Source organism: Streptomyces sp. NPDC006326, from assembly GCF_040612915.1.
In the GTDB taxonomy this organism is placed as follows: domain Bacteria; phylum Actinomycetota; class Actinomycetes; order Streptomycetales; family Streptomycetaceae; genus Streptomyces.
This window is the reverse complement of sequence record NZ_JBEXRC010000069.1, coordinates 1-26,917: the sequence shown is the minus strand read 5'-3', so window position 1 is coordinate 26,917 and position 26,917 is coordinate 1. Positions and strand designations below refer to the sequence as shown.

General features: G+C 67.7%; 25 protein-coding genes and 2 pseudogenes. 13 read left to right on the top strand and 14 right to left on the bottom strand.

Annotation, left to right across the window (positions count from 1 at the left end; all coding sequences use genetic code 11):
• Positions 1–548 precede the first annotated feature (548 nt).
• Positions 549–2,475, top strand: a pseudogene (locus ABZ128_RS33210) (Helicase associated domain protein).
• A gap of 112 nt (positions 2,476–2,587) precedes the next feature.
• Here the strand turns inward: ABZ128_RS33210 and ABZ128_RS33205 are convergent.
• From ABZ128_RS33205 to ABZ128_RS33180, 6 genes and pseudogenes are all read right to left on the bottom strand, one after another.
• Positions 2,588–2,775 (bottom strand): annotated as a pseudogene (locus ABZ128_RS33205) (hypothetical protein); the annotation flags it as partial.
• Between the two features lie 249 nt (positions 2,776–3,024).
• Complete coding sequence (locus tag ABZ128_RS33200) at positions 3,025–3,276, bottom strand: helix-turn-helix transcriptional regulator (RefSeq protein WP_331738262.1); 252 nt, start codon at positions 3,274–3,276, stop codon at positions 3,025–3,027.
• Positions 3,276–3,905, bottom strand: coding sequence for a DUF2975 domain-containing protein (locus ABZ128_RS33195; RefSeq protein ID WP_356853339.1), 630 nt, complete (start codon positions 3,903–3,905; stop codon positions 3,276–3,278). The genes ABZ128_RS33200 and ABZ128_RS33195 overlap by 1 nt, the downstream gene beginning before the upstream one ends.
• Positions 3,906–4,177: 272 nt before the next feature.
• On the bottom strand, positions 4,178–4,870 hold the full coding sequence (locus tag ABZ128_RS33190) for a hypothetical protein (protein WP_356853338.1): 693 nt from the start codon (positions 4,868–4,870) through the stop codon (positions 4,178–4,180).
• Between the two features lie 1,067 nt (positions 4,871–5,937).
• On the bottom strand, positions 5,938–6,816 hold the full coding sequence (locus tag ABZ128_RS33185) for a hypothetical protein (protein WP_356853336.1): 879 nt from the start codon (positions 6,814–6,816) through the stop codon (positions 5,938–5,940).
• The gene (locus ABZ128_RS33180) at positions 6,813–7,121 is read right to left on the bottom strand and encodes a hypothetical protein (RefSeq protein WP_356853335.1); all 309 of its coding nucleotides are present in this window, start codon (positions 7,119–7,121) and stop codon (positions 6,813–6,815) included. The genes ABZ128_RS33185 and ABZ128_RS33180 overlap by 4 nt, the downstream gene beginning before the upstream one ends.
• Positions 7,122–7,383: 262 nt before the next feature.
• Between ABZ128_RS33180 and ABZ128_RS33175 the strand changes: the two genes are divergently transcribed.
• The 5 genes from ABZ128_RS33175 to ABZ128_RS33155 all read left to right on the top strand — a co-directional run bounded on the left by ABZ128_RS33175 (position 7,384) and on the right by ABZ128_RS33155 (position 15,100).
• The gene (locus tag ABZ128_RS33175) at positions 7,384–8,916 is read left to right on the top strand and encodes an FG-GAP-like repeat-containing protein (RefSeq protein ID WP_356853333.1); all 1,533 of its coding nucleotides are present in this window, start codon (positions 7,384–7,386) and stop codon (positions 8,914–8,916) included.
• Positions 8,917–9,585: 669 nt separating this feature from the next.
• On the top strand, positions 9,586–9,945 hold the full coding sequence (locus tag ABZ128_RS33170; protein ID WP_356853332.1) for a hypothetical protein: 360 nt from the start codon (positions 9,586–9,588) through the stop codon (positions 9,943–9,945).
• A 78-nt stretch (positions 9,946–10,023) separates the two neighbouring features.
• On the top strand, positions 10,024–10,728 hold the full coding sequence (locus ABZ128_RS33165) for an ABC transporter ATP-binding protein (RefSeq protein WP_356853330.1): 705 nt from the start codon (positions 10,024–10,026) through the stop codon (positions 10,726–10,728).
• Positions 10,729–10,736: 8 nt separating this feature from the next.
• Positions 10,737–12,902, top strand: coding sequence for a hypothetical protein (locus tag ABZ128_RS33160; protein ID WP_356853329.1), 2,166 nt, complete (start codon positions 10,737–10,739; stop codon positions 12,900–12,902).
• A gap of 602 nt (positions 12,903–13,504) precedes the next feature.
• On the top strand, positions 13,505–15,100 hold the full coding sequence (locus ABZ128_RS33155; protein WP_356853328.1) for an ISL3 family transposase: 1,596 nt from the start codon (positions 13,505–13,507) through the stop codon (positions 15,098–15,100).
• Positions 15,101–15,109: 9 nt separating this feature from the next.
• Here ABZ128_RS33155 and ABZ128_RS33150 read toward each other — a convergent pair whose 3' ends face one another.
• The 3 genes from ABZ128_RS33150 to ABZ128_RS33140 form a co-directional block, all read right to left on the bottom strand.
• Positions 15,110–15,388 carry a hypothetical protein gene (locus ABZ128_RS33150; protein ID WP_356853326.1) on the bottom strand — a complete coding sequence of 93 codons (279 nt, stop codon included), beginning with the start codon at positions 15,386–15,388 and terminating at the stop codon, positions 15,110–15,112.
• Between the two features lie 333 nt (positions 15,389–15,721).
• Positions 15,722–16,327, bottom strand: coding sequence for a hypothetical protein (locus ABZ128_RS33145; RefSeq protein WP_356853325.1), 606 nt, complete (start codon positions 16,325–16,327; stop codon positions 15,722–15,724).
• A 486-nt stretch (positions 16,328–16,813) separates the two neighbouring features.
• A complete protein-coding gene (locus tag ABZ128_RS33140) occupies positions 16,814–17,890 on the bottom strand; it encodes a hypothetical protein (RefSeq protein WP_356853323.1) in 1,077 nt (358 codons plus the stop codon).
• Positions 17,891–18,449: 559 nt separating this feature from the next.
• On the opposite strand from ABZ128_RS33140, the gene ABZ128_RS33135 reads away from it, so the two are divergent.
• Positions 18,450–18,662: a hypothetical protein gene (locus ABZ128_RS33135; protein WP_356853322.1), complete on the top strand. Its 213-nt coding sequence runs from the start codon at positions 18,450–18,452 to the stop codon at positions 18,660–18,662.
• Between the two features lie 6 nt (positions 18,663–18,668).
• Here the strand turns inward: ABZ128_RS33135 and ABZ128_RS33130 are convergent, their stop codons facing one another.
• Positions 18,669–19,430, bottom strand: a complete 762-nt coding sequence (locus ABZ128_RS33130; RefSeq protein ID WP_356853320.1) for a GntR family transcriptional regulator — start codon at positions 19,428–19,430, stop codon at positions 18,669–18,671.
• Positions 19,431–19,566: 136 nt separating this feature from the next.
• Between ABZ128_RS33130 and ABZ128_RS33125 the strand changes: the two genes are divergently transcribed.
• From ABZ128_RS33125 to ABZ128_RS33115, 3 genes are all read left to right on the top strand, one after another.
• Positions 19,567–19,770 (top strand): hypothetical protein, encoded by a 204-nt coding sequence (locus tag ABZ128_RS33125; protein ID WP_356853318.1) that lies wholly within the window; start codon positions 19,567–19,569, stop codon positions 19,768–19,770.
• Positions 19,771–19,832: 62 nt separating this feature from the next.
• On the top strand, positions 19,833–20,090 hold the full coding sequence (locus tag ABZ128_RS33120; protein WP_356853317.1) for a hypothetical protein: 258 nt from the start codon (positions 19,833–19,835) through the stop codon (positions 20,088–20,090).
• A 21-nt stretch (positions 20,091–20,111) separates the two neighbouring features.
• A complete protein-coding gene (locus tag ABZ128_RS33115) occupies positions 20,112–20,969 on the top strand; it encodes a PhzF family phenazine biosynthesis protein (protein WP_356853315.1) in 858 nt (285 codons plus the stop codon).
• A 131-nt stretch (positions 20,970–21,100) separates the two neighbouring features.
• Here ABZ128_RS33115 and ABZ128_RS33110 read toward each other — a convergent pair whose 3' ends face one another.
• Genes ABZ128_RS33110 through ABZ128_RS33100 form a run of 3 tightly spaced genes read right to left on the bottom strand, consistent with a single transcriptional unit; the run spans position 21,101 to position 23,554 of the window.
• Positions 21,101–21,892 carry an ABC transporter permease gene (locus ABZ128_RS33110; RefSeq protein ID WP_356853314.1) on the bottom strand — a complete coding sequence of 264 codons (792 nt, stop codon included), beginning with the start codon at positions 21,890–21,892 and terminating at the stop codon, positions 21,101–21,103.
• Complete coding sequence (locus ABZ128_RS33105; protein WP_356853313.1) at positions 21,889–22,851, bottom strand: ATP-binding cassette domain-containing protein; 963 nt, start codon at positions 22,849–22,851, stop codon at positions 21,889–21,891. Before ABZ128_RS33105 ends, ABZ128_RS33110 begins: the two co-directional genes overlap by 4 nt.
• A 31-nt stretch (positions 22,852–22,882) precedes the next feature.
• Positions 22,883–23,554: a DUF4097 family beta strand repeat-containing protein gene (locus ABZ128_RS33100; RefSeq protein ID WP_356853312.1), complete on the bottom strand. Its 672-nt coding sequence runs from the start codon at positions 23,552–23,554 to the stop codon at positions 22,883–22,885.
• A gap of 241 nt (positions 23,555–23,795) precedes the next feature.
• Between ABZ128_RS33100 and ABZ128_RS33095 the strand changes: the two genes are divergently transcribed.
• Together ABZ128_RS33095 and ABZ128_RS33090 are read left to right on the top strand one after the other, a co-directional pair.
• Positions 23,796–24,557, top strand: a complete 762-nt coding sequence (locus ABZ128_RS33095; RefSeq protein ID WP_356853311.1) for a helix-turn-helix domain-containing protein — start codon at positions 23,796–23,798, stop codon at positions 24,555–24,557.
• A gap of 119 nt (positions 24,558–24,676) precedes the next feature.
• Complete coding sequence (locus ABZ128_RS33090) at positions 24,677–25,360, top strand: hypothetical protein (RefSeq protein ID WP_356853309.1); 684 nt, start codon at positions 24,677–24,679, stop codon at positions 25,358–25,360.
• A gap of 14 nt (positions 25,361–25,374) precedes the next feature.
• Here ABZ128_RS33090 and ABZ128_RS33085 read toward each other — a convergent pair whose 3' ends face one another.
• Positions 25,375–25,896 (bottom strand): hypothetical protein, encoded by a 522-nt coding sequence (locus tag ABZ128_RS33085; protein ID WP_356853308.1) that lies wholly within the window; start codon positions 25,894–25,896, stop codon positions 25,375–25,377.
• A gap of 178 nt (positions 25,897–26,074) precedes the next feature.
• On the opposite strand from ABZ128_RS33085, the gene ABZ128_RS33080 reads away from it, so the two are divergent.
• Positions 26,075–26,785, top strand: a complete 711-nt coding sequence (locus tag ABZ128_RS33080) for a DsbA family oxidoreductase (RefSeq protein WP_356853306.1) — start codon at positions 26,075–26,077, stop codon at positions 26,783–26,785.
• Positions 26,786–26,917 lie beyond the last annotated feature (132 nt).

Sequence of the window (26,917 nt, the reverse complement as noted above, 5' to 3'; positions counted from 1 at the left end):
CTCCGGCCCCCCCCCACACCTACACCTACCCCTCCACCTTTTCCCCCCCCCCCCGCTCTTCCTATTGGGAGGAACCCGCTCCGCGGGTTCCTCCACGCTGCGCGTGGAGGAGTGAACAGCCTCGCTACGCTCGGCTGGCCGGCCTTCGGCCGGTGCGCCTGCGCTCCGCTCCGGCGAAGCCCGCGCTCCGCTCGGTCCGGTCGGCTCACTGCGTTCACCTCCCCGTGGTGGTCCGCTGCGCTCCCCACCACGGGGTCGGGCGCGCTCCGCTCGCCTGACGAGACGGCCATTGAGTGGCCGTCAGGGCCCGGTCGCTGCGCTCCCCGGCCCAAGGCCCGCTGCGCGGGCGGCTGGCAACGGGTAGGGGGTGCCATGGTGGGGGCCGCCCCCTACCTGCGGACCGGCCCCCACCAGCGCCAGGGGCGAAGAGGTCCCTGCCAAGGCTAGGGGTGCTTCATTCTGGGTCTTTGGATTGACCCTGGAACCAGCTCAGGGACCCGGAGAAGAGATCTGATGTAGCGTCAGGTATAGCACGTCGCGCAATCTGCATGCTGTATCCCGGCTCCCGCGGTGAGCTGGTCGCGAGCATGGACGATGACCCGGACGGTCCGTTCGGCAGCCGGTGCTACACCCTGTCGCTCTCCGAGGCCATCGACCGGGGCATCTGCGCCCCCTATCAAGTCGTCTGCGTGGACGTCACCGACACCCAGCTTCAGGCCGCGCAGCTCCTGGGCGCCGAGGCCCGCTCGGACGAGGTCCGCGGGGCCCGCATGGCGGCCCTGCAGACGGCGCTGGTGAAGGCGTCGGCGGAGGAGGGCTTCCGGCGCACGCTGGTCTTCCACCACGTGGTGAAGGAGGCCGAGGCGTTCGCGGCCGGTCTTCCCGGCGTCGCCGACCAGCTCCACGCCGCCGCCCCGGCGCTGTACCCGGCCACGGTCTGGGCCGACTGGCTGTGCGGCGACCACAAGCCGCTCCACCGCCGCCGCGTCCTGGCCGAGTTCGCCGAGGGCATCGCTGCGGACGGCACCGTCGTGGAGAAGGGCTTCCTCGGCTCGGTGAAGGTGTTGGGCGAGGGAGTCGACACGAAGAACTGCGACTCCGTGTACTGGGCCGACGTGCGCGGCTCCATGCCCGACCTCGTCCAGGCCGTGGGCCGGGCCTGCGGATGCAGCCCGGCGAGGGGAAGATGGCCTCGCTCGTCGTGCCGATCCTTCTCGGCCCCGGCGAGACCGCCGACAACATGCTCACCTCCCGGGCGTACGGCGGCCTCGCCAAGCTGCTGGAGGCGCTCCGGGCGCACGACGCGCGAATCGTGGAGACCCTCGCCGAGCAGCAGGCCCCGAGCCGCTACAAGCCCGTCGAGGACGGCAGCCGGAAGAGCAACGGGGTCGGCAGTGGCTCCGGCAGCATCAGCGCCCCCGCCAAGGCCCTGCTGAAGTTCAGTACGCCGCGCGACCCGGCCGCGCTCGCCGCGTTCATCAACCTTCGGGTGCTGAACCCGGAGCACGAGCACTGGCGGCGCGGGGTGGAAGCCGCCGTCATCTACGCCCGCGAGCACGGCGACCTCAAGGTCCCGTTCACGTTCCGCGTGCCCGCCGAAGACGCCGAGAAAGCTGGGTGGCCGGCCTCGCTCGCCGGGTTCCCGCTCGGGCAGTGGACCGCCGACGCCCGCCGCTTCTACAACCGCGGCGACATGGATCCAGAGCGCGTCGCCCAGCTGGAGAAGCTCGGCATGGTCTGGTCCCACGCCGACGTCGCCTGGGCCGAGGGCCTGGCCGCCGCGCGCGGGTGGGCAGCCGAGCACGGGCACCTCCTGGCGCCGCTGGACGCCGCCTACCAGGGCGCGGCGGTTGGCATCTGGCTGAAGAACGCGCGGGCAGCCGCACGGAAGGCCGGCGAGATCGAGCAGCGCCGGGCTGAGGGGCTGCCGCTGGAGTCGTCGGCCGGGGCGATGACGCGAGAGCGGCGTGAGCAGTTGGAGGAGATCGACCCGTCCTGGTGCCCGGTGTGGCCGGTGACGTGCAGCGGAGCTTCCACCTCGTGCGCCAGCACCTGGACACGGGGCAGGCCCTGCCCACCGTGGCGGGTGAGGTCGTGCGCCAGGGCGAGGACCTCGGCCGGTGGGTGACTTCAGTACGGCTTGGGTGGGACCAGCTCACCGCCGTGCAGCAGTGGATGTGCGAGCAGGTCCTCGGCATCACTCCCGCCAGCGAGGACGAGAAGCCGAAGCCGCGCACCAGCCAGGCCGACAAGTGGGCCATGCACTACGCCGCCGCAGCACAGTTCTTCGCGCGCGAGGGCCACCTCACGGTGCCCCGCAAGCACGTCGAGACCATCACCACCGGCGACGGTCACGCACAGCGGGACGTGGCGCTGAAGCTCGGAACGTGGGTCGACAACCAGCGCCGCCGGGCCCTCACGCTGGCGCCGGAGCGGGTCGAGTTGCTCTCCAAGGTGGGGATGCGGTGGGCGTGATGGGCGTGACGATCGCCGCGGCCGTTCTCGCCGAGGGGCGCGCGAGGTAGGGGCCGCCGACGGGCCAAGGGGCCGTACGGAGTCTCCGTGCGGCCCCTCGCTGTACTTAGGGTCAAGGTGTGTCGCCGGACCAGTCCCAGCGGTTCCGCTCGCCGGGGCGCGGGTCGTACAGGGCGCGGCCGCCGGCGCCGAACTGGCCGAGCTCGGTCATCAACGCGGCGCGGTCTGGATCTCGTCCGCCGTCCAGCCGGTGATGTCGAGCAGCAGCCCGTCGAGCGGGCCGCCGACGAGCTCGGCGTACCGTGCGGCCGGGCCGTGAGCCCGGCGTCGTGGACCGCCGGTTCCGTCGCGTAGCCGGGCTCAGCGTCGCTTGAGCCACCTGTTGGCGAGAACAGCCAGGCCGATCACCACTGCGACAGAGATTACCGCCGTGATCTTCATTCCGGTGTCCATCATTCCAATCATTTACTTCTCCCCTATTTTCGGCGAGTTGGATGTTATCTGCGTAACCCTTTGCCAAACGAGCGATATTGGGCGGCTCGACGGTGGTTATCCAGCCTGGACATCACTGCGCACCGGGCCGTAGCTGAGCAGGTCGCCCGGCTGGCAGCCGAGCACTCGGCAGATGCTCGTGAGGGTTGTGAAGCGGATTGCTTTTGCGCGATTGTTCTTGAGGATGGACAAATTGACATTGGTCACGCCTACGCGAACGGCGAGTTCTGCCAGTGTCATGTCTCGTTCGGCGAGGAGACGGTCGAGATGCACGTGGATTTCGTGGGTCTCGGTTTCCTCGTCGGACATCAGACAGTCCCTTCGAGGTCCTCGCGCATGGCGGCCCCCACACGCGTGATCCGTGCGAACGTGAGCACCCCTAGGGCGGTCAGGACTGTGAGGTAGGGGAATGCCGATGTGTGGAGTACCGCTTCGGCCGAGAATGTGACGTTGTCGGTCAGCGTCGCAAGCAGGGCTGCGCGGGCGCCGGCCTCGATGGCTTCCGCGAACACGCTGCCGAGCAGCAGCCACCAGCCCAGCAGGTGCAGCCTGGAGGCGGTTTGTGTGGTGTAGACGCCGTCTCGGGCGGCCGACTGCAGCAGGCGGTTGAGCAGGATGAGCCCGCCGATCAACAGAACGAGCGTCGGTACGCCACCGAGCACTCTCAGCAGATGCTGGTAGTTACTGGGGTGTTCGGCGCAGTACTGCGGGACCGCCGAGACGTGCGCCCCGTTTCGAGCGCTGAACATGGCGTCGGCAGCGCTCGAGCTGCCGGAGATCCAGCCAGCGGTGACACAGTTGCCCGATCCGCTCCAGAATGCGATGTCGCTGTTGAAGAGGCTCAGGACAACACTGATCGCGAGGACGCCAACCAGCAGGCGAAGTGTGCCCGAGACCACTGTGGACAGGGGCTCAAGGAGCTTCCGATCCTCACTCACCGCCACCTCCCTTATCGCTTATCGATGTTATCGATAAACGATACCCGCCGGGTGGGGGAAGGGGAACCTCATCCTCAACCCGGGTCGTTGCAGCGGAACAGAGCAGCCCGGGGGAAGCAGGCGAAAGCACGGCAGGCACGGCCAGCCCCGCCCCCGTGGGCGTCATCACTCCACGGGGGCAAGCATCTGGTTCCGCGCCTGCCGAACTGCGAGCTTGGTCAGCTCAGGGCATACCAGCCGACGGCTTGGTCAGGACCGCCGATCCAGGTGCATCAGACCCTCTTGAGGTAACCGTCCTTGAAGCCGTCCTGGTCAGCCCACATGCGGTGACGGCAGGACCAGGTGCCGTACATGGCGAACTTGCCCGTCCACACGGTCTCCGAGTGGGCGTTGTTCCCCGGATCGGCAGAGATCCAGTTCTTGATCGGCTCATGGTCGAACGCCAGGGCCGGCACCCAGTTGGTGTGGCTTGCCCAGCCGCTGAGGACGGCCGTAACCCTGCTGCCCGAGACCCGGTAGTTGACGCCGAGCTTCACCGTCGTGACCTTGACGCCGACGATCGTGTCGGAAACGCTGTGCCAGGCGCTCATGTCACCGGCCACCGCGCTCGGAGAGTTCGACGAGTTCGACTCCTCCTTGTTGATGACGATGTCACCGCCGGCCAGCACGCGCTGCTTGGCAGTGGGGCTCTGCGCGACGTCCATGAACGCCTTGAAGTGGTCCGGCTTGTTCAGGTAGCCGAGGAACTTCTCCTGCTTCTCCTTGGGCAGGGCCTTGAACTGAGCGATCGTCTCAGCCGCAGCGGGGTCCTGCTTGGCCTCCAGCCACGCGACGTACGCCTGCGTAGTGGAGGGCAACGGCGCCTCCACAGCGCTGGCCTGCGCCGGCAGAGCCGCCGCCAGCGTTAACGCTCCGACGGTCGCGGCCATCGCGCCGACGAATCCCCGGCGAGTGGTGTTACCCATTTCAAATTCCCCCAAAACTTGTTCCTGCGTAACAAATGCAGAAGGAGCGCACAACTGAAATCAGCCTGACGCAGGAAAGGAATTTCCTCAGGCCCCCCAACCTTCTGCACGTGAAACGCCGTTGGTCATCGGCGCTTGACTGAACGACAGTCACATACGCCACAGCGCCCCGGCAACCCACATTCGATTCTTCTGAGGTTTGTTTGAGGTTCGCAGCGAACTCGCCTCGGCACGGTGAACACTTTCAGGACATTTGGCACACCTTTTTAGCCATACCGAATAAGCGAAATGCACCGCTCCGTTAAATGCCGATGATTGCTGAATGCTTCCCTGCCGCACAAAGGGTGGCAGCCTCAGCGGGGGTTCTTGCGACGGAGCTGCAGCCAGTCCCTGGCAGCGATCGGCCCCCTCGCCTAGGACCCGCCTCCTGTTGCTGGACAGCGAGCTGGCCAACGCTCAGCCCGGGAAACTCCGCTGCTGCATGCCGCCGCCCGCCTCATCCACGGCGGCCGACGCCTCCACCTGCGGATCTCCGCCACCTGGCCCTCGAGAAACGAAACTCGTCAGCCACCTTCCACCGACTCGCGGCCTTGCCCCGCCCGGCCAGCTGACCACCCACGGCCCGAGGAAACCTGGAGAACCCGACCACCGCGCCGGGATTCCGCCATGCCACCCACCAACACCGCTCAAACAACCCGCTCGGTTATCCAGCAGCCGCAGCTGAAACGGCGGGACTAAGCCTCAAGAGGGTGACCCCGCCGCGCTGGTCACGGTCTCGATCCGCTCGCGGGGGTCACCTCCGCACGCTGTCAGCAGCATGCCGGGCAGGATGAGGTTAATTTGAGCATCCAAGCAGTCCGACCGGCGCAGGTCTGCGTTTCAAGTCATTTGTGGAATCATTTCAGCCACGGTGAAACCATCCGCCCATATCGCCGACTCGACTGCTTCCAGGAAGAGAACCGTTCACCCTTCTTGCGGTTTGGCGGGAATAACCGGAACGCGCAGCCGGCTCGTGCGTGCCGCATCTACCACTCGTTTCCGGAGCGCGCGGCGACTACGCTTCTCAATCACAGGGGAGGATGGACACGCCGCCTCCGCGTCAGGGCATTTGCCCCTACTGCAAGCGCGGCTGCACAGATGCCTGCCGCCAGCCAGGGAGCCGTGTGCTTGACCCTGTCGGCCAGCGTGGGGGCAGGATCGTGGCAGCCAGGGACTGCAGGTTCCACTCGCAGTCGGGCCCAGACCTTTGACGGCTTCCCCTTCTCTCGCCAGACCACGGTGTAGAGACCCGGCTTCGCGTCGCACCTGATACGGACGACCGCGGAGACCCTCTTCGCTCCGCGCATGACCACTGGTCGCGTGAACACCGACGAGGTCAACGTGACGCCTCCGTCGCCGCCCATCTCCAGGCCGTCGGTAGCCACCATCTCCCCGCCAGCCCGCACCGACCGCACGTCCCAGGGGCTCGCGGGCCACTCCACATCCGCCGGCCAGCGCTCCTCCTGGGGCTCAGGCGGCAGCTCGGAGACCCGTCGTGCGCACGCCGCACGCTCCGCCTCTTCAGCGGGAGCCACCCGAACACTGCCCCAGAGCCGCGTGACCTCGGAGGGATTCTGCTTCCCACCCGATCCAATGCGCACCTCGTAGGACCCGGGCGCAGCCGTGCAGGAGATCGTCATGACCGCGGTGACGTGCGGATCGTTCATCCTCATCCGGCCATCCGCGGTGAACGCTTCGGAGAAGACCCTGTCGCCGTTGCCGGCGGCGTCCTGCAGGCCCACTGAGACGCTGATCTGCTCGCCAGGCCGAACCAACTGCTCGGCGCCACTTTGAAGAGGCAACGGCACATCTGTAAGCGGAGCGGCCTGCACGCCCTCCGCTCCGAGTGACATGAACAGCGGAATCGTGAGGACTGCCGCGCCGATCCATGCCCGTAATCGCTTCATTTGTCGCCTATCTGAATTCGTTGACGATCTTTCACACCACTGCCTACTCTGCCCTCTTCGTCGAACTGACGCACCAACACACTGCGATGCCAGGCGTCATCGCTGCACTTAGGAAGCATGTCATTGAGATCAAAATGGTTGACCGCACTCGCGCTCGGCACCAGCACGGTGCTGCTCACCGCCCCCGCTGCCCTGGCGGCGTCGGCCGCTCCCTCTCCGGCCGGCACGCTCCCTTCACCCTCGGCCTCATCGTCGTCGTCGCCCCCCACACCCAGCCCTTCAGGCTTACCCCGCTCCGGCTCCACGCCCTCCGCCTCGCAGCTTCCCGTTCCGGCTGCACCACCGCTCTCCGCTTCCCCTTCTCCCTCCGCGTCCACCCCCACCCCACCGCCCGCTGCCCCGGCCTCAACCGCGGACGAGCAGTACTGGACAGCTGAGCGGATGGCCCAGGCCAAACCAATCGACGCCGCCCGCGGCACTGGGCCCATCAAAGCTCCACCGGTACCCAACTCGACGGCCGCTGCACCGCCGAACACCCCCCACGCCGCGCACTTCGACGGCCTCCCGATGGTGGGAACGTTCTTCTTCGACGGCACGCCGGTCGGTGGAAACGCCACCTACTGCACTGGCAGCGTCGTACGTAGCAAGGGAAAGAGCCTCGTGCTTACCGCGGGGCACTGTGCGAACGGCCTGAACGCGGCCACCCACCGTGTCTTCGTCCCGCAGTACCAGTTCCTCAAGATCCCGGCCAACCAGCCGTGGGGACTCTTCGCGGTCAGCGAGGTCTACAAAGACCCCCGCTACCCCGACACGGGCCAGACGAGAGCTGCCGTGTCGGACCTGGACTTCGCCTTCGTCACCGTCGCCCCCAATGGCAAGGGCGCGGTCGAGGACGTCGTCGGCGCCCTCACTTTCACCACCTCGACGTCGTACGACCACAACGTGACGGTCGTCGGCTACCCGGCCCACGCCAGCGACAACAGCCAGCACAAGGCCATCCGCTGTGATGTGCCAACCCGTCGGCTGTATGGGTTCCGGCAGATGCAGATGGAGTGCGGCGGCTACTACGGCGGCGTCTCCGGCGGTCCCTGGATCAGGGGATACAACGCCTCGGCCAGGACTGGAGAGGTGATCGGAAACGTAGGGGGCATGGGCGGTGGCGGCGACGTCGACTGGATCTCGTACGCTCCGCTCTACGGCAAGGACGCCCAGGACCTCTACAACGACGCCAACAACGGCATCGGACCGAAGAACGTCCACCGCGGCACCTACCAGCCTCCGACGGACGGTCCGGCCCTGCCCGGCAGCGGCGAGACGTGGAAGCACGCCAAGCAGATTTCGGCCGGAGATTTCTCCGGTACAGGTCACAGCGATCTGCTCGTCATCTGGACCGACGGCGAAGTCACGCTCTACCCCGGTGACGGAAACGGGGGCTTCCGTCCCGAACGGCAGCTCCTGGCGCCCAACGCAGGCTGGAAGCCGGTCGCCACCATCACCGCCGGCGACTTCACCGGCTCCAACCAGTTCGACCTCATGGTCCGCTGGGACGACGGCAGGATGACCCTGCACGGCGACGTCGGCTCCAACGGCCTGGGCGCCGGGGTCGAAATGGCTCCCTCCGGGTCCATCTGGAGCCACGCCACCCAGATAGCCGCGGGCCGCTTCAATGCCGCCACCTACGTCACCGACCTCATGGTGCGGTGGTCCGACGGCGAGCTCAGCCTGTTCACCAACGTGGGCGCCGGCACCCTGGGCCAGGAATACAAGCTCAAGGACCCCAACAGCACCTGGAAGGAAGCGACACTGCTGACGTCCGGGCAGTTCTCCGGCAACCAGAAGTGGGACCTCATGGTCCGCTGGGACAGCGGCGAGCTCGACAACTACGTCGGTACCACCACCGGTGGCCTCGGTGGTGAGCAGCGCATCCACGGCCCCAACAAGACGTGGACCCACAGCGTGATCATGACCACCGGGCAGTTCACCAGTGACGGTCTCACCAACGACCTCATGATCCGCTGGACTGACGGCGAAACCACCATGTACCAGGACACCCGCATGAACAGCCTCGGCACAGAGCGGATGATCTCCCCGCCAGCCTGAACCTGCGGAGGCCGACACGTGGACACGGGACCCCGGTCAGATCACTCGCGCACACTGCCTTCACCCATCTCGCGGAGTCTCAATCTCACCCGCCCGCGTCGCATTCCACCTCGCCAGAACATGGCGACGGACCCAGACATCAAGTGACCGACGACGCCCTGGCTTCGCTGCGCTTCCTACTCGACGCCGCGTGGTCGAGGTCGACCGGACACTGGAGGGAGACCTCACACTGATGTCCCAGGTCATCACTGCGAAACGGTTCGGACGGGCTGCGCTCGACGGTGACCTGGCTTGTCTGCCAGGTACCTGTCTGATCTCCACCGCCGCCTACCGTGTTTCGGCCGTTTTCGGGACGGCAGTCTCCACCGGGGTCCCCTAAAGAGGTATCAGGGCCTGCCACGACGGCTTCGCTCCGGTTGCCCGGGCAGGACGTTGCCCCCGCAGTTGCGGCAGTTCGATCAACTGCGATCCGGTTCGAGGAGTGACGGGAGCCTCGTGGGTGGCCACCCGTCGCTGAAGGTGCGGAGGGATTCAAGCCAGGCCAGCGCTACTAGCCGGCAAGACACACAGGTTCTGACGACCATGCAGCTGTACAGACGACGCCCTGGTTGGCCGGCCGCCGTCTCGTATCGGGCCCACGTGGCCCTTCAATTGGAGAGGAATCTTTTCATGCACCGCATCGCCCAGGTGGCTGTTCTCGTGACAGCCGCCGTCGCTTTCAGCGCCCCCGTCGCAAACGCCGACAGGTCCTATATCTACAACAGTTACAGCGAAGACGTAACGGACTGGCATACCGGTGTCAGCTGGGGCGGTGCCTTAGCGTGCGACATGGACCAGGACGGGAACTCTGTGAAGGCCCACTTCACGCGGGACGACAACTCCTCACACGAGGCATGGGCGCAGGCGGGAAACGGAACCTGCAACGGCGGATTCGCCCTCAGCAGCAGCAACCGGGTCAAGAAGCACCGCTCACAGCAGATTCGTGACTGGGCAACCGACCCCTACGGCCCCTGGAAGTACCGGCCCTGATCCAGCACATGTTCATCGCGCGGAGCCGGAATGTTCGGTACACCCGGCTCCGCGCTGCCCGGCTGACAACGAGGAAGCATGAGAACCGACCTGCACGATCGAGAGACGGCCGCAGTAGAAGTGAAGGACCTGTACTACAGCATCGGTGATCGCCGTCTTCTGAACGGGCTCTCCCTTAGTGTTGCTGCCGGGTCGTCCGTGGCGGTGACAGGCCCCAGCGGCTCGGGGAAGACGACTCTCCTCTGCTGCCTCAGCGGTCTGATCCCCGCCTCGTCAGGTGTCATCCGCATCGCCGGCGTCAACATCTCCCAGGCATCTGCAGGCGAGCGAGCCGCAATGCGGCTGCGCACCGTGGGTACCGTGTATCAGTTCGGTGAGCTGATACCGGAACTGTCGCCCCTGGAGAATGCCGCACTACCGGTCCTGCTCGCCGGCGGCAACGCGAAGAAGGCATACGCGGACGCACAGAGCCTGCTGGACGAACTCGGCGTACTGGAATCCTCATCCAAGAACACCGCATCACTGTCGGGCGGAGAGCGTCAGCGTGTCGCCGTCGCCCGCGCACTCATCGGCAGGCCTTCTGTGGTTCTGGCGGACGAACCCACCGGTTCCCTCGACACGCGGACGGGCGACGTCGTCGCTGACCTGCTGTTCGATCTGCCCACCCGCTTTCAGTGTGCGCTGATCGTGGTGACCCACAATCCTCAAATTGCCGCCCGCGCCGACCGGACGCTTGAACTCACCGAAGGGCGCCTCCTTACGGACTCGGAGGGTCGCAGGTGAGCAGGCACGTGACCATGCTCCGACTCGGTCACCGGGTGGGAATGTCCAGCGGCGTATCCGCCCTGGTTCACCGCTTTGGACTGTTCGCGGCATCCTTCCTCGTACTGTGGGTGGCCTGGAGCCTCCTGGCCGTGGATGCCAGTCTGGCCGCTCGTCAAGAACGACAGGACGCCCGTTCCCCGGTCATGGCCGAGCAGAGCCAAGAGGCGGTGGCCCTATGGCTGGAGCGCCCGGACTATGCCGATGGTCAGGCCGTATCGGTCATCTTCCTGGAGCCACTCCAGCCGGATGCCAGTCCGCCGCCAGGCCTTGAGAGGTGGCCTGAGAAAGGCGAGGCTTTTCTTTCACCTCAGGCTGCGAAGCATGCGGCAGGAGCTCTCGTCTCCCGCTACGGCACGATGGGCGGAATCATCGGGCGAACGGGCCTCACCGAACCCGATGAGTTGCTGGTGTACACCCGTTCTCCCGTCGAAGGAATCTTCGGCGAAACGAGTCATAGAACACGCATTTCGGGCTTCGGGCATCCGAATTCTCACTTCATCGACTACTTCACCGTGAGCCACCAGTTCGAACGGTCCTCCGGCGACCTCTGGATACTCCTCCTGTTGTTCACCGTGTTGCCGGCTGCTGCCTCTGTCATGGTCGTGGTGCGCGGCGGCGCGGAGCTGAGAGACCGTCGAATCTCGATGCTCGAGGCTCTGGGAGCTTCATATGCGGCGCGCCTGTTGGTGGTCACCGGTGAAGCTGCGGCCCCTGTAGTGGGGGGCTCGCTCCTGGCGGCAGCCGCTGCGTGGGCCACGACCCTGTGGGACACCGTTCTTCCCTTCACCGGGTACACGGTCTCAGCTCGTGATGTGGCCTCACTGCGCATATGGACCCCCCTGCTGATTCTTGCTGCGGCCGCCCTCGTATTGGGGATCAGCGCGCTGCGCTACGTGATTCCCCCCAGGCGAACCACCACCCGTCCGCAGCAGACCAGAGCCACGCCTGGACGGACGGTATGGGTGCTGTCCGGGATCGGGTCCTCTGTGTGCTTGTACGGAACGTGGCGGGCAGACGGTCCGGGACGGGTCGTCTTCTTCTTCGGAGTCATACTCGTACTCGCAGCCCTGCCCATCCTTGCCGGACGCCTGTCAGGCTCTCTCGGATCGGCGATCGCCTCGCATTCCCTCCGTAGAGGCGACGCGGCAGGACTCATCGCCGGACGGTGGCTCGCCGCAAGACCCGTCGTCCTCGCCGTACTCAGTGCGGCAATGATCCTGGGGCTCGGCCTCACGACCCTGGGCCAAGTCGTCACCAGCCAGCTCGAAGGGCCGGAAATCGTTGCCAAGCGCTTGGCCGGCGTAAACAACCGCAACGCCGTCTTGATCAAAGCATCAGGTGATCCATCCCGATTCGACCAGCTCCGCCAGCAGCTCCCAGACCGTCCCACAGCCCTCATCTACCGCGAGGGCGGCCGCACGATACTGTCCGCCGACTGCAAGTCGCTGGCGTTCTTCGGAACACTCACCACCTGCCCCACGGCCGTATCAAATTTGACTGACGCAATACCGACCGTTGAGACCGCGCCCCGCACAGCACTTGCAGTGCTCGGTCTCTCACCGGACATGGTGAGCATCACCACCCAGCACCCAGGCATCACCGACCCCGCAAACGTCTCCCTCGTGGTCTTCAACACCTCGGGCGAAATCGGAGCCGATCAAATCTGGGGTGCCGCCTACCGGACGCTAGGCTTCCCCATGCTTGACGTGCCGGTGGAGTCCGGGATGCTAGGCGCGCAAGCCCGCAGCGACTACGTCAAGTGGGTGCTGGATGCCTCACTAATCGGCTTGCTTGCCCTAGTCCTCGCCGGAATCGTGGGCGCAGCTTCCGTATTCGACGACCAGGCGCGAAGCCTCGGCCCCGTGGCCTCGTTCCGAAGCGACAGAAGCTTCTACCTCAGAGTGGCCCTCTGGAACCTCTCCGTTCCCCTCGCTGTCGTGGGAGCAGGCGCCGGAGTGGCTACATACCTACTAGGCCAGATGCTGCTCTCCATCGGCGACGGAGGCGAACTCTCCGCAGGACTCGTGGCCGCCGGCTCCCTCAGTATCGCCATCGGCGGTGTCATCACCGCCGTCATATGCGCCGAGATCGCGACACGCCGGAGCCGAATCTGGCGCCCCACAAACGACTGACGCAACAACCCTTCACCCCCTGTCCGTGCCTCCCGACCTTCCGCCGACAGCATGAGCATGCCCTGCGTCGCTCTGGGCTTGCCCACACTGTCAGCGGGAGGCTTGCCACATCGCCCCGCAGGTCGTTCGAGGACCCCCCGGATTCGTCAGCCGCCTGCCTGCCATCAGCTCCGCCCCTTCGCCACTCGCGACCAGCTGCACCGGTCGGCCGCAAGCCGGACCTGTCTGGTCGTGGAGGGCGCCTGGCCCCCTGGAACCCGATGATCTCCTCCCATACGGACAACAAGAGGGGGAAGAGGGGTGTGACGCTGCGGATTTCACACTGATTCGGGCGCTGACCTGTATGTTTGCCACCCTCACAGGTGTCGGGCCCCCAAGGGGTACCGAAGGAACTCACTGCCCCACACCGGGGCCGAGGAGGGAGAGCGTGCAGAGGTACCCCTTGACCACCGTCTAACGGTTGGCTTTGTTGGTGGGCTTTCGGCTCTGGTCCACTTCTTGTGGTCGCGTAGGCAGCGTGACGGTTGCTCGTCGTTGGAGAGCTGACGAAGTCGCCCGAAATTGGTCCTGCCTGGGTGGAGTGGGGTCGACAGTTCTGGCCCATGAACGAAGTGCGGCCGCAGCTGGATGAGCTGCTGTTCGGGTCGCTGGAGAACGTGTCGGTGGAGTTGGTCGAGGTAGCCGACACCGTCGTGCGCGTGGAGGCCCAGACCACGGCCAGTGGGGCGGCCCGTCCGGGCTGCGGGTACTGGTCAGGGCGAATACACGGCTCCTACCTGCGGTTTACCCGTGACCTGCCAACCGCAGGCAAGCTGGTCGTGGTGGCGCTGCGAGTGCGCCGGTTCCTCTGCGTCGAGGCGCCCTGCCCACGCAAGACGTTCGTCGAACGAGTGCCAGGGCTCACCCGTCGGTTCGGCCGCCGGACAGAGCGGCTACGTTCGACGCTGGTCTCGGTCGGGCTCGCACTCGCGGGGCGGGCCGGCGCCCGGATGTCGGACGCCTTCGGAGTGCGAGTCAGCCGGAACACGCTGCTGAGGCTGATCACCTCGCTGCCGGATCCGCCCGCATCCACGCCCCGCGTCGTCGGAGTCGACGAATACGCCCAGCGCAAGGGCCAGATCTGCGGAACCGTGCTCGTCGACGTCGAGACCCGCCGCCCCGTGGACCTCTTGCCGAACCGGGAGACGGACACCCTCGCGGCCTGGCTGGCCGAGAGGCCCGGGATCGAGATCATCTGCCGGTACCGCGCCCGCTTCTACGCCGAAGGAGCCACCCGCGGCGCCCCACAGGCTCTCCAGGTCGCTGACAGGTGGCACCTCTGGCACAACCTCGGCGAAGCCGCAGAGAAGTGCGTCTTCCGACACCGCACCTGCCTACGACCGCCACCGGCACCGCTCGAAGAGCCTCAGCAAACACCGGAGCCGCCCGAGTTGTCGCCATGGCCGACCGGGCACCGGTTCTCTGAGAGGACCCGCGCCAAGCACGCCACCGTCCACGCACTCCTGGCCGCCGGCCACAGCAAGCGGTCCATCGCTCGGCAACTCGGCATGGGCTTCAGCACCGTCCTCCGCTATGCCCATGCCGCGGAACCGGAGCAGTTGTTCACCGGCCAGTGGCAAAGCCGCCCCACCAACCTCGACGCCTTCAAGCCCTACCTCGACGAGCGGTGGAAAGAGGGGTGCACCAACGCCTGGAAGCTATGGGAGGAAATCAAGGAACAGGGCTACCCGGACGGCTACAGCAGCGTTCGTGCCTACGTCAGCCGCAATCTACGCGGCAAACCCCAGCCAGTCGGCCCCCGCCCGCCATCCGCCCGCACCGTCACCCGCTGGATCCTCACCCGTCCCGAAGCACTGACCGAGAGAGACCGGATCCACCTCAAGGACGTACTGGCCAACTGCCCCGAACTGGACGCACTCGCCGGACACGTCCGCTCCTTCGCCCACATGCTCACCCAGTTGCAGGGCCACCAGCTGCCGGCATGGATCGAAGCCGCGACCACCTCGGACCTGCCCAGCCTCCAGCGATTCGCCCGGCACCTGGAGCGCGACCTCGACGCCGTCACCGCCGGACTCTCGCAGCAGCGGAACTCCGGAGTCGTCGAGGGGCATGTCAACCGGATCAAGACGCCGAAGCGGCAGATGTTCGGCCGCGCCGGTTTCGAACTCCTCCGCAAGCGCGTCCTGCTCTACTCCTGAAATGGCTGCTCAGGACACCTCGTCGATCAGCCCGAAGCCCTCCGGAAACGCTTCCAGGAAACCGCGGCGAGCCGGGTTGTCCTCGGCGGCCGCCATCTCCCCGATCAACTCGATCAGCTCCTGCCGCTGATCACTCGGCAGCGTGCTGACCACGTGGGCAAAACCCTCCATGACCTTGACCGCGTCGTCCTGATCCATCTGCTCGTCCTCGCTCCCGTCGATGAACCACAAGACATCGACCAAAGCCTCGGCCAAGGCACGAGTCAGGGACGGATACGAGGACGTCACGAGGGCCTCCCAGCGGATCAACGGCAGAGTCAGGCCATCCCACCACACACCACTGACATCACTGTCCGTGAGCCTCCACAAGAAGTGAACCAGAGCCCGTTCTCACCTACGAAGCCAGCCGCCGGCTTGAGGGCGGTTCAGCCCGGCAGGCCTGCGTGCCGGAACGCGACTGCGTCCCCACCGTGCGGCGCAGGACGGGAGGACGTCTAGTGCCGTGACCTCGAACCTTTGCCGGGTTGCTCGTTGTGCTGCGAGAAAGGCATCCGCTGGGGTGCCAGAGCACTACCAACAGCGGCCTGACACCAAACCTGGCAGAGGTCCGCGGTCACAGCATTAGCAGTTCTGGGTGGTGAACTTCGTTGCAGGCTCTGTGCCGGTACCCGTATCCGCCTCCGGCAGCGCCCAGCGGGCAGTGTTGCCGTAATGGTCCTCGATCAACAGCTTTCCACCTTTCACGGGAACGTTGAGGTCGGTGATGGCCTTGTACTCTTCATTGACCTTGACTGTCGCGTAGGGGGTGAAGGCATCGATGCAGCCCTGCCAAGGCGCATCCGTGTAGTCCCAGGCTTCGGTCATCTCCGGACCCCGCGCCCACTTGATGTGGTTGTCCCTCTGCTGACCAAGGGTCCCGCCCGTTGCGGACTTCATGGTGAAGGCGACCGCCAGCGCGTACTTCCCGTTCAAGGGGAGCGTCTTGTCCTTGGCGAAGGCGTCCCGATAGGCGATGCCGGTGAGTGTGACCTGCATGGGGCGGCCTTCATCGTCCTTGAGCGTGACGGTTTGGCCGATCTGCCGTAGCGCCGGGTCTGTGGCACCGCCCTCCCCCGGGACCTGGCTTAATGCCCCCGGTGGCCGGGAGTCGAGGTCACCTCCGGCCTCTGTGCACCCCGCCACCGCCACGGACACCGCCAGTATCAAGACCGCTGGTGCCTTCTTCATGGATGAAGCGACCCCCTGCCGTGGTTGCCATCGGGACATCGGCCTCTGCGCGCTAGTCCTTGCTGCGCATCGCGTTCGTCTACCTCAGTCCCACCGGCATCTCGTGTTGTACGAACGGTACCGGGGAACCGATCATGGTGCGTTGAGTTGCTAGTGCTGTGACTGGGAAGGTTCGCCTCAGCGGGTAGTCCACCTCGCCTCGTGCCTGTCCTGGCCAGTGAGCAGGGCCTCGCCTCCGTCCGGGGTTGGGACGGCGATCCAGGAGCAGCCGGTGCCCGGGTGTGCGCCTCTGGTGGTTTCGATGCCCGCCTCGGCCAGGACCCGGCCGCCGTGGCTGACGGCCGGCGCGCCGTCGGCTTGCGGTGTCCCGCCCCGCATCACCGGGGCGGGACACGGCCGGGGGTAGTTCGGCTATCGAGCTCGTATCTCAGCAGTGCGTCAGCAATGTTGGAATTCAGCAGTCCGGAACCCCGACTCTCTGGAAGATCAGTGCAGCGGGGGCCAGGGACCGGTGAGCAGGCGTTCGGCCTCCGCGACGATCGCTCCGGCCAGCTGATCGGGTGTGGAGTGCCGGATCGCCTCCCAGTCGTTGTACGCATCGACCTTGTCGACCAGCGGCCGAAGCGACTGAGGCCGGGCCAGTGCGCCCCAGCCCTCGTAGGTGATCACGTCACCGCCGGCCCCGGCGGCCAGGCTCCCGTTCACGATCATCCGTAGCCACCAGCGCACGAGTTCCCAGCGTGCCGCCTCCCAAGGGACGTCGGTGTCATCGGCGGGAAGGCCCTCGGTCAGGCCCAGTTCGGCCAGTACCTGGTCGAAGAGCGCACCGGCGCTCTCGTGCTCGGCGCGCGGCAGGCCGGCGAGCAGCGGAAGCGACTCCGATTCGACTTCGAGGAGCAGCGCTGTAAGGGCTGCCTCGATCAGCTGGTGCGGGTAGTGCTGTCTGCCGATCAGGCGCTCCAGTGCCAGCATCCGCAGACACTCGACAGCCTCCTGCCCGCTGACGGCGTAGGGGGCGTATGGGAGGGGCGCGGCGACGTCAGTGCCGGGACCGCCGTGGACGAAGTACGACCAGAAGTCGACGGTGGCGCGGGCGGGGAGGCTGCTGGCCCGGCCGGTGAACTCGTTTCGTATGTAGTCGGCGAGGTCGTTCCCGTAGATGATGACGTCGGTCTGGTGGACGGACAGTACGGGGTGGCCGCATTCGCCCGCCGTGCCGGGCAGGTAGCGGTGGCTGTAGACGGGGACCAGCTGCGGAACGGCCGCCAACTCGGACCGCGCGATCCGCAGCGCCTCGCATGTCCCCCCGGGCCTCGGACCCCAGGCGGGGTACCAGAAGCCGTTGTGCTCTACGTCGAAAAGCACACCCTCGACCGGTCCGGCAAGCCGCTCGGCCAGGTCCTCGGGGTCGCCGTTCCGCCAGTCGGGCCAGCGTGGCGACCCGTACGGGAGCCCGGCAGCAAGGAAGACCCTGTGGTCCGCCGAGAACGTGAAGCCGAATCGCGTCTCGACCGCATCGAGCTCCCGCTCCGAGAGGCCCGGTCCGATCTGGGTCCGGAGCATGCTCTGCAGGTCCCTGGCTGCTTCCAAGGTCAGTGGAGGGGGCGACGGTGCGATCATCCCGGAGGACGCGCTCGACGTGGTTCTCGGCACGGAGGACGCGGCTCACCTCGCTCTCCGCCGGCAGGTACCGCACCTACGGGTCGCTGGACGCTGTGCGTGCGGCTGCGGTACGACGGACTTCGACCTGGACACGGACACCGTGGCGGCGGCGCCGCTTCCCGCCGGGCACCCTGGTGGCGGCCGAGGTTCAGCTCTACGACACGGCTGAGCACTGCATCGGTGAGGTCCTGGCGTTCGCGGAACGGGTACTTGTCTTGGCTGGAGGTCTGCTCGTGGAGCGATGGCCCCGTGACCTTGGCTGACGCGCTACGGATGCTGCGCTCGCCTATCCGGGTCACTTCCGGGCGCCCTCCGGGCGAGACAGGCGCGGGGAGGGTAGGTCGTTTTGCGCAAGGTGACCTTGGGCTCGATGGGGAGATCAGTTATGTACGCGGTGATACGGCGGTACGAAGGGGTGAGCGACCCTGCCGAGGCGGGGCGCCGAGTGGACGAGGGTTTTGTGGCCCTTCTGCGCCAGGTCCCCGGGTTCGTGGCCTACTACTGGGTGGACGCCGGGGATGGCGTGATGGTGTCCACCAGCGTCTTCGAAGACCGGTCCGGGGCCGAGGAGTCGGTGAAGAGGGCGGCCGACTTCGTACGGGACCACCTTGCGTCGCTGCTCCCCAATCCTCCTCAGGTCACAGCCGGCCCGGTTGTGGCTGCGAGCCGCTGACGACCTCTATTTGATGTCCATGCGGTAGCGGAACTCGTATCGGTCAGCGGGGAAGACGACGTCTGCCGTGCAGACCGGCCTGCCCTGAGCCCGCCATGTCTGTTGGACAGCCACGATCGGCGTCCCCTGGGCCGGCATCTGCAGGGACTGCACCTCGGCGGAGCTCGGCATCCTGCAGTCCAGGACCTCTTCCACTTCGTCGACGGGGATGCCGATCTGGTCGAAACGACCGACGATTCCGAGGGCGGCGTGGGGGCCCTCGGTCGGCGAGGCGATGGCCGTACCGGCGGTCAGGGACAGAGGCTCCCAGGACACTCCGGAAGAGACCGGCTTGGAGTCCATGACGATGAAATACGCGGTCTCGGACACTGCGTCACCAGAACTGATGTCCAGCCTCTCGGCGATCTCGGCCGAGGCCTGCGTCTCCCGGGTGCTGCGTTCCACCGAGACGTTCTGACCGGCCCGTTCCGCCTCCAGGGAGAAGGTGGGCCGGGGAGCGGTGGTGCCGGCCCGGAACCACCGCTGAGGAGCCAGTCGCACGAGCCGCGACTTGTTGCGCACGTAGGAGCCCTTGCCGCGTACGCCCTCGATGAGCCCCTCGTTGCGAAGTGCCGAGAGGGCGGCTCGCGCAGTGATGCCGGAGACGGACCACTGCTCACGGATCTCGTTCTCGGACGGAACGCGCGCACCCGGCTGCAGCTCGCCCCTGAGGATCTTGTTGCGGAGGGCGTCTGCGATCTGGATGTAGCGGGGGGTGTGCGACGACATCGTTCCTCCTTGAGGGCACCGGATGGTTCGTCAAGTCACGGCGCTGCACGCGGTGTTGACACCCTGCCATCCAGGTTCGTATGTTCACATACTAACTGACATGCAGGGCTGCGTACACCGTGACAGGGGAGGCACTGTGACGACGAACGAGGAACACGAGAGTCCGCACGCCGGGTGGAGCACGGCGCGCAAGTGGGCGGTCGTCGTCGCGTGTTCGGGCACCACGCTCTTGGCCGCGGCCTTGATGCTGCTGGGTCACATCAGCGAAGGGTCACTCATCGCCGCAGCCCTCATCAGTGCGGCAGGAACCGCATCTGCGGCGAGCGCATCACGACGGTGATCCATTTCTGCCCGGCAAGCCGCGGTACTGAGGTTCGCGCTCGGTTCGCCACGTTCATCGGAGTGACGCTCCTCGCGGTGATGCTCGCCTTCCAGCGGCGGGCCGAGTGGACGCCTGACATCCGCTCGGCCTACATGCGGGGCCTGGTCGCGTACGCGCTGGTCGTCGGCCTGTGCGTGGCGATCGCGCTCGCACCCCTGCTGCAGCGCCGGGCCTGGTTGTTCCCGATGCCGGGGACGCGCAGCGAGTGCACGCTGCTCGGCAGGTACCAGGCGTGGATCCGGGGCCGGCACCGGGCGGGGCGCTGCTCTGCCTGTTAACTTGCCTGGTGTGGTGATCGGGTGAGGGTGCGGGGGTTGCGCGTCACCGTCGTGGGGGCCTGTCTTCGGGACGGCCGCGGGGGGAGTCCTACCGCGGTGCTGGAGGAGACGGGGCTCGGGGACGACCAGCGGCGGAGTGTGCCGGGGCTGGTGGGGGCTTCGCATGCCGTCTTCGTTTCCGCGCCCGGCGGGGGCCCGGTTTCCTTGCGTTTCTTCACGTCCGAGGGGGAGCTGCCGGCCTGCGGTCATGGGACGGTCGCTGCCCTGGCCTACCTTGCGGCGAGGGCCGGGAGGAAGCGGTACCGGACGGCCTTGCACGCCTCGGGGCGCGTCTTCGAGGGCTGGGCCGCATGGAACGGGAGCGAGGTGGACGCCGCCTTCGTGACGGGTGCGGTGGATCTGCGGGAGCCCGTGGGGAGGGAGTACGAGGACGTGTTTGCCGCCCTCGGTGTCAGCGGGCGCACGCCGGCAGGCGGGGCCGTCGTCGCCTCCGTGGGGCGGGCGCGTCTGCTGGTGCCGCTCACCAGCCGGGCGGCGGTGGCCGCGCTCGCCCCCGACGCCGGGGCGCTCCGCGCCGCCTGCGACCGGCTGGGTCTCCTCGGCTGCTACGTGCACTCCCTGCCGGACCCGGCAGGGCGCCTCGCTGCCCGGATGTTCGCCCCGTCGATCGGTGTTCCGGAGGACGTGGCCAACGCCAACAGCACCGCCTGCCTCGCCGCGCATCTGGCCGGACAGGGCGCCGCCCGTATCGCCGTGGACATGGGCGACTCGCTCGGCAGCCCCGCCACGATCACCGCCGCCGCACGGCCGGGAGCGGCGGGCCCCCTCGTCCGGCTCGGCGGCGCCGCCAAGGTGATGCGGGTGGTCCGGCTGCCCTGAGCGAGCCGGGACTGCTGCGAGGTGCGCCTCCTCTGTACTGGTCGCTGCCGGTCGGATGCACCGGCACGCGAACCGGGCGGCGTACGCCGACGGTGTCGGGGTACGCCGCCCTGGGGCACGCGTGCTCGTGGTTATGCGGGGTCGGCGTTGAACTTCGAGGTGGACCAGAAGTAGCCGAGGACCGCGAGGCCCAGGCACCAGGCGAGGGCGAGCCAGCCGTTGTTGCCGATTTCGGTGCCGAGGAGGAGGCCGCGCAGGGTTTCGATGGCGGGGGTGAAGGGCTGGTACTCGGCGATGGGCTGGAACCAGCCCGGCATCGAGTGGAGCGGGACGAAGGCGCTGGAGAGGAGGGGCAGGAGGATCAGCGGCATGGCGTTGTTGCTGGCGGCTTCGGCGTTGGGGCTGATCAGGCCCATGCCGACCGCGATCCAGGTGAGCGCCGTGGCGAAGAGGACGAGGAGTCCGAACGCCGCGAGCCACTCCAGGGCGGTGGCGTCGGTGGAGCGGAAGCCGATGGCCACGGCGACGGCGCCGACGAGGACCACGCTGATGACGGACTGCAGGACGCTGCCGATGACGTGTCCGACCAGGACCGAACCGCGGTGGATCGCCATCGTGCGGAAGCGGGCGATGATGCCCTCGGTCATGTCGTTGGAGACGGAGACCGCGGTGCCGATCGTGGTGCTGCCGATGGTCATCAGCAGGAGGCCGGGGACGAGGTAGGCGATGTACGCGGAGCGGTCCGGGGCGCCGCCGCCGAGGCCCGCGCTCATGGTGTCGCCGAAGACGTAGACGAACAGCAGCAACAGCATGATCGGGGTGAGCAGGAGGTTCAGGGTGAGGGAGGGGTAGCGCCGGGCGTGCAGGAGGTTGCGGCGCAGCATCGTGGAGGAGTCGCGTACGGCGAGGGAGAGGGAGCTCATCGGACGGTCTCCTTGGGCTGGTCGGGGAGGGCGGCGTTGCCGGTGAGGGCGAAGAAGACGTCGTCGAGGTCGGGGGTGTGCACGGTGAGCTCGTCGGCTTCGACGGCGGCGGAGTGCAGGCGGTCGAGGAGGGTGCGCAGGGCGCGCTGGGTGCCGTCGCTGGGCATCTGGAGGGTGAGGGACTCGTCGTTGCGGGAGGCCTCGTGGAGGGTGGAGGCGGCGCTCTGGTAGGCGGCCGGGTCGGTGAAGCGGAGGCGGACGTGGCCGCCGGGGACCAGGCGCTTGAGCTCCTCGGCGGTGCCCTGGGCGGCGATCTTGCCGTTGTTGAGCACGGCGATGCGGTCGGCGAGTTCGTCGGCCTCCTCCAGGTACTGGGTGGTGAGGAAGACCGTGACGCCGTCCGAGACGAGCCGGCGGATGATCTGCCACATGGTGTGGCGCGAGCGCGGGTCGAGGCCGGTGGTCGGCTCGTCGAGGAAGATGATCCGCGGGCCTCCGACCAGGGTCATCGCGATGTCGAGGCGGCGCTTCATACCGCCGGAGTAGGTGGAGGCGGGCTTCTTCGCGGCCTCGGTGAGGTCGAAGCGCTCCAGGAGTTCGGCGGTGACCTGCCGGCCCTCGCGCCGGGAGAGGTGGTGCAGGTCCGCCATGAGGAGCATGTTCTCCTCGCCGGTGATCAGGCCGTCGACGGCGGAGAACTGGCCGGTGACGCCGATTGCGGCGCGTACGGCCTGGGGGGCGGCGGCCAGGTCGTGGCCGCCGATGTGGATGCCGCCGCTGCCCGGGCCGGGGCTGATGAGGGTGGAGAGGATCTTGACGGCGGTGGTCTTGCCGGCGCCGTTCGGGCCGAGGAGGGAGAAGACGGTTCCCTCCGGGACGGCCAGGTCGACGCCGTCGAGGACGGTCTTGTCGCCGTAGGACTTGCGCAGCCCGTACGCCGCGATGGCCAGGTTGGTCATGGGGGTGCTTCTCCCTGTGCAGGTGGCGGGTTTACAGGCTTCGGGCGGTGATGTCGCCGTAGGCGGTGGTCGCGTGGATGCTCAGGCCGGCGGCGGCGCCGTCGGTGTTCCGGAGCGCGTTGTGGATCCGGCCGTAGCCGGTGCCGGCGTCCAGGGAGGCGGAGACCCCGCGGGCGGCGCCGACCGAGATGCCGCCGTACTCGGTGCGCAGCGTGACCGTGCCGCCCAGGGCCTCGGTGATGTGGAGGTCGCCCTTCTGGGTGCTGATCTCCGCGGGGCCGCCCAGGCGGCCGACCGAGATGTCGCCGGCGGCGAGGGTGAGGCGGGCGCTCGCGGACTCGTCGAGCTTGACCGTGCCCAGCGCGCCCTCGAAGGCGACGTCGCCGAGCCGGCCGACGCCCCGGAGTTCGCCGCTGGCCGCCTTCGCCTCGATGCGGGAGCCGGCGGGCAGCTGGACCGTCACCTCGACGGATCCGGAGGGGCCGAGGATCCGGTTCTTCGCGGCCGGGGCCTCGATCCGCAGGACGCCGTCCCCGTACGCGACCTCGATCTGCTCCGCTGCCTTCACGTCGCGGCTCTTGGAGGGGTCCGCGGGCAGGATCTCGACCGTGGTGTCGGCCCGGTCGGCGGCGATGAACTGGATACGGCCGGCGGGGATGTCGAGGACGGCGGAGACGGGGGCGGGGGTGTCGAACTTCTGCATGGTGCTCTCCTTCGTGTGCGGCGGGCCCTGTCGGGCCGCTGCTTTCTGATGAGAGAAAGCTACGTTGCGTTCGAGGAAGTGGCAACGAGTTCGTTGCGCGTGAATAACGTCTACGCAGGTCAGATACGGTTAATCGTTGCAATGGTTTGGATTTTAATGCAACAGCCTGAGGCGTTGCGTTGCAATGAGATGGCGGTGAACGCTATACTGGCGGCTCAGCCGGACGATGAAGGAGACCGCGATGCCGGGAGGCAGGCTCACCCAGCAGGAACGCCAGCAGATCGCGCTGGGACTGGCCGACGGCCTCGCCTACGCGGAGATCGCCCGACGCCTCGACCGCCCCACGTCGACGGTCACGCGCGAGGTGATGCGCAACGGCGGCCCCACCGCCTACCGCGCCGACCTGGCCCACCGGGCCACCGAACATCGCGCCCACCGCCGCAGGCAGGCCGCCCCCCGAGGGACGCAGGCGTCCGAACAGCCCTACGGACGCGACGCCGAGGCCGTGCGCCGGTACGAGGAGACGTTCACCACCATCCTCATGCAGACCGGCGCGCCCAAGATGATGTCCCGGGTACTCGCCTGCCTGTGCACCAGCGACTCCGGCACCCTCACCGCGGCCGAACTCGTCCAGCGCCTCCAGGTCAGCCCGGCGTCCATCTCCAAAGCCATCACGTTCCTTGAGGGCCAGGGCCTCGTCCGCCGCGAGCGCGACGAACGCCGCCGCGAGCGCTACACCGTCGACGACGACGTCTGGTACCAGTCCATGATGGCCAGCGCCCGCGGCACCACCCAGGTCGCCGAGACCGCACGGCAGGGTGTCGGCATCCTCGGCCCCGACACCCCGGCCGGCGCCCGCCTGGAGAACATCGCCCGGTTCCTCGACTTCGTCACCGAAAGCATCACCCGCGCCGCGAACCAGGCCCGCGACATCCTCCACACCAAGCCCGAAACGACGTCAGGCGGCACGGGTGCGGAGGCTGCAGAGCGTTCAGCGCCCTGAGGGACGGCCTGCTCGACGGCCGGCCGCGGACCGGTGGTTGTCAGTGGCGGGTGCGACGCTGGGGGCGTACCGCTGAACCGCCGGGGCGCTGAACCCGGCACCGAGCAAGGGAAAGTCCCATGTCCACGTCTGTCCAGTTCTCTTCCGGATGGTGCGCCTCTGATCTGGGCTCGTACCGGCCCTGCGAGTTCACCTACGAGGTGTACCCCCTGGAGAGCCTGCCCCCGCTGGACTCCGCCCGCCTCGACGGCGGTTTCGGGTGGCTGGGCGGTGCGGACGCACCGGACGGGCAGCCGTCCGAGCACCTGGAGCGCCTGGAGACGATGGAGGCGGACCTGGCGGCCGCCGGCCTGCACCTGCCCGAGGACTTCCGGACCTTCCACGGCAGCGGGCACCTGTACGGTGCGTTCGACGCGGTGTCGGTGACGGCCTGTTGGAGCGATCTGTCCGGCCCGCTGCCGAGCCCCGCCGAGGACGGCGCCCGCCTCATACGGTTCCTGCGGGACCAGCAGGACTGCGTGATCTGGTACCTGTACCTGCGCCCCTCGGGGGAGACGTTCGTCGTCTGCTCCCACCTGGAGCTGGAGAGCGCCTACGAGGAGGTCGAGGAGGAGCACCTGGCCGCCTTCCGTGAGGCGGCCGCGGCCTCGCTGGTGCGGTGCGCCGGCAGCTTCGAGGAGTTCGCCTACCGGTTCGTCGTGGAGAACGAGCTGTGGATCCACCTCAACGAGACCCGTAAGGACGGCACGCTCGCCCCGCATCTGCAGGAGTACCTCGACCACTACGCGGCTGCGGCCTGCTGATACGGCCTCGGGGCTCAGGCCGCGAAGGTGACGGCGGTCAGGGCGAGGGCGGAGGCGCCGAAGACGGTCGTGTGGCGGGCCTTCTGCAGGAGCCGGACCCAGGAGGGGAAGGCGTCTTCGGCGGCCTTGAGGAAGGCGGCCACGTCGACGCGGGTCAGTTCGGGGTCGCCCTTGCGGCGGAAGGCGGCCTCCACGGACTTCACGGCCGTCAGGTTGCTGTGGACGATCAGCACGTTCATGAGGATGACCGCGCTCTGGAAGGTCCACGTCAGGGCCGAATCCCAGGAGTGGCGGGCCAGGTTGAGGGCGGCCAGCGCGGTCATCACGGTGGCCACCGCCACCGGGGCCCAGGTCTCGTGGCCGCCGGCGTCGAAGCGGAGGCCGTTCTCCTCCAGTACGGCCGGGCGTACGCCCTGACGGGTCAGCTCGGCGTCCGCGGCGGCCTTGGCGGCCGGTCCGAAGCGGTGGCGGACCAGCGGGATGCTCAGGAAGGCGAGCGCGACGAGCAGTTGGCAGACGGCGGCGAGGACGTTCATCGGGTCTCCTTGACGAAGGGCACTTGAACTAAGTTCAGTTGCTTGCCGAGGAGAACGTAACCCAGGACTTGAACTAAGTGCAAGTGTGGAGACGAGGGGAAGGATCGCCCGGGAATCCCAGTTGGGTCCGCAGGAGCGCAGTCCGCTCCTCTTGTCGCCCTTGGAAGGGAAACCGCTCATGCGCGTGGAGATCTGGTCGGACATCACCTGCCCCTGGTGCTACGTGGCCCAGGCCCGGTTCGAGAAGGCCCTGGCCGCCTTCCCGCACCGGGAGGCGGTGGAGGTGGTGCACAAGTCCTTCGAGTTGGAGCCGGGGCGCGGCAAGGCGGATGTCGAGCCCATCATCAAGGTGCTGATGCGGGGCAAGGGCTGGAGCGAGGCGCAGGCGCTGGCCAACGAGAAGAACCTGACGCGGCAGTCCGCGGGCGAGGGGCTGCCGTACGTCCAAGGCCGGGACCACGGGGGCACTTTCGACATCCACCGGCTGCTGCACTTCGCCAAGGCGCAGGGCCGCCAGCACGAGTTGGTCGGGCTCCTGTACCGGGCGAACTTCGCCGAGGAGCGCTCACTCTTCAACGATGACGAGCGGCTGGTCGAACTGGCCGTCGAGGCGGGGCTCGACGCCGGTGCGGCCCGGGCGGTGCTCGCCGACCCCAAGGCCTACGCCGAGGACGTACGGGCCGATGAGCGGGAGGCGGCGCAGCTGGGGGCGCAGGGGGTGCCCTTCTTCGTGTTCGACCGGACGTACGGGGTGTCCGGGGCCCAGCCCGTGGACGCCTTCTCCCGGGCGCTGGCGCAGGCGTGGGGGAACCGGTCGCCGCTGCAGGTGGTCGGCAGCGGTGCGGGCGGGCACGTGTGCGGTCCGGACGGCTGCCCGGTCCCGCACTGAGCCGGCCCGGCCTTCGGGGGCGCCCCCTTTCGTTCGCGGCTGCTGCCGCGAGGAGAGGGGGCGCCCCCGTTTCCGTGTCCGTCTCCGCGGCGGCGCGAAGCGCCGTGTGCCGTCGTCCCGCGGGGACGACGG

Excerpts from the sequence above, each read along its gene's own strand:
- ABZ128_RS33200 (WP_331738262.1), bottom strand. The coding sequence starts at position 3,276 with ATGTCCGACGAGGAAACCGAGACCCACGAAATCCACGTGCATCTCGAC.
- ABZ128_RS33130 (WP_356853320.1), bottom strand. The coding sequence starts at position 19,430 with ATGTCGTCGCACACCCCCCGCTACATCCAGATCGCAGACGCCCTCCGC.
- ABZ128_RS33095 (WP_356853311.1), top strand. The coding sequence starts at position 23,796 with ATGCCGGGAGGCAGGCTCACCCAGCAGGAACGCCAGCAGATCGCGCTG.
- ABZ128_RS33155 (WP_356853328.1), top strand. The coding sequence starts at position 13,505 with ATGAACGAAGTGCGGCCGCAGCTGGATGAGCTGCTGTTCGGGTCGCTG.
- ABZ128_RS33100 (WP_356853312.1), bottom strand. The coding sequence starts at position 23,554 with ATGCAGAAGTTCGACACCCCCGCCCCCGTCTCCGCCGTCCTCGACATC.
- ABZ128_RS33080 (WP_356853306.1), top strand. The coding sequence starts at position 26,075 with ATGCGCGTGGAGATCTGGTCGGACATCACCTGCCCCTGGTGCTACGTG.
- ABZ128_RS33175 (WP_356853333.1), top strand. The coding sequence starts at position 7,384 with ATGGTGGGAACGTTCTTCTTCGACGGCACGCCGGTCGGTGGAAACGCC.
- ABZ128_RS33185 (WP_356853336.1), bottom strand. The coding sequence starts at position 6,816 with ATGAAGCGATTACGGGCATGGATCGGCGCGGCAGTCCTCACGATTCCG.
- ABZ128_RS33140 (WP_356853323.1), bottom strand. The coding sequence starts at position 17,890 with ATGCTCCGGACCCAGATCGGACCGGGCCTCTCGGAGCGGGAGCTCGAT.
- ABZ128_RS33105 (WP_356853313.1), bottom strand. The coding sequence starts at position 22,851 with ATGACCAACCTGGCCATCGCGGCGTACGGGCTGCGCAAGTCCTACGGC.
- ABZ128_RS33085 (WP_356853308.1), bottom strand. The coding sequence starts at position 25,896 with ATGAACGTCCTCGCCGCCGTCTGCCAACTGCTCGTCGCGCTCGCCTTC.
- ABZ128_RS33110 (WP_356853314.1), bottom strand. The coding sequence starts at position 21,892 with ATGAGCTCCCTCTCCCTCGCCGTACGCGACTCCTCCACGATGCTGCGC.
- ABZ128_RS33090 (WP_356853309.1), top strand. The coding sequence starts at position 24,677 with ATGTCCACGTCTGTCCAGTTCTCTTCCGGATGGTGCGCCTCTGATCTG.
- ABZ128_RS33165 (WP_356853330.1), top strand. The coding sequence starts at position 10,024 with ATGAGAACCGACCTGCACGATCGAGAGACGGCCGCAGTAGAAGTGAAG.
- ABZ128_RS33190 (WP_356853338.1), bottom strand. The coding sequence starts at position 4,870 with ATGGGTAACACCACTCGCCGGGGATTCGTCGGCGCGATGGCCGCGACC.
- ABZ128_RS33145 (WP_356853325.1), bottom strand. The coding sequence starts at position 16,327 with ATGAAGAAGGCACCAGCGGTCTTGATACTGGCGGTGTCCGTGGCGGTG.
- ABZ128_RS33170 (WP_356853332.1), top strand. The coding sequence starts at position 9,586 with ATGCACCGCATCGCCCAGGTGGCTGTTCTCGTGACAGCCGCCGTCGCT.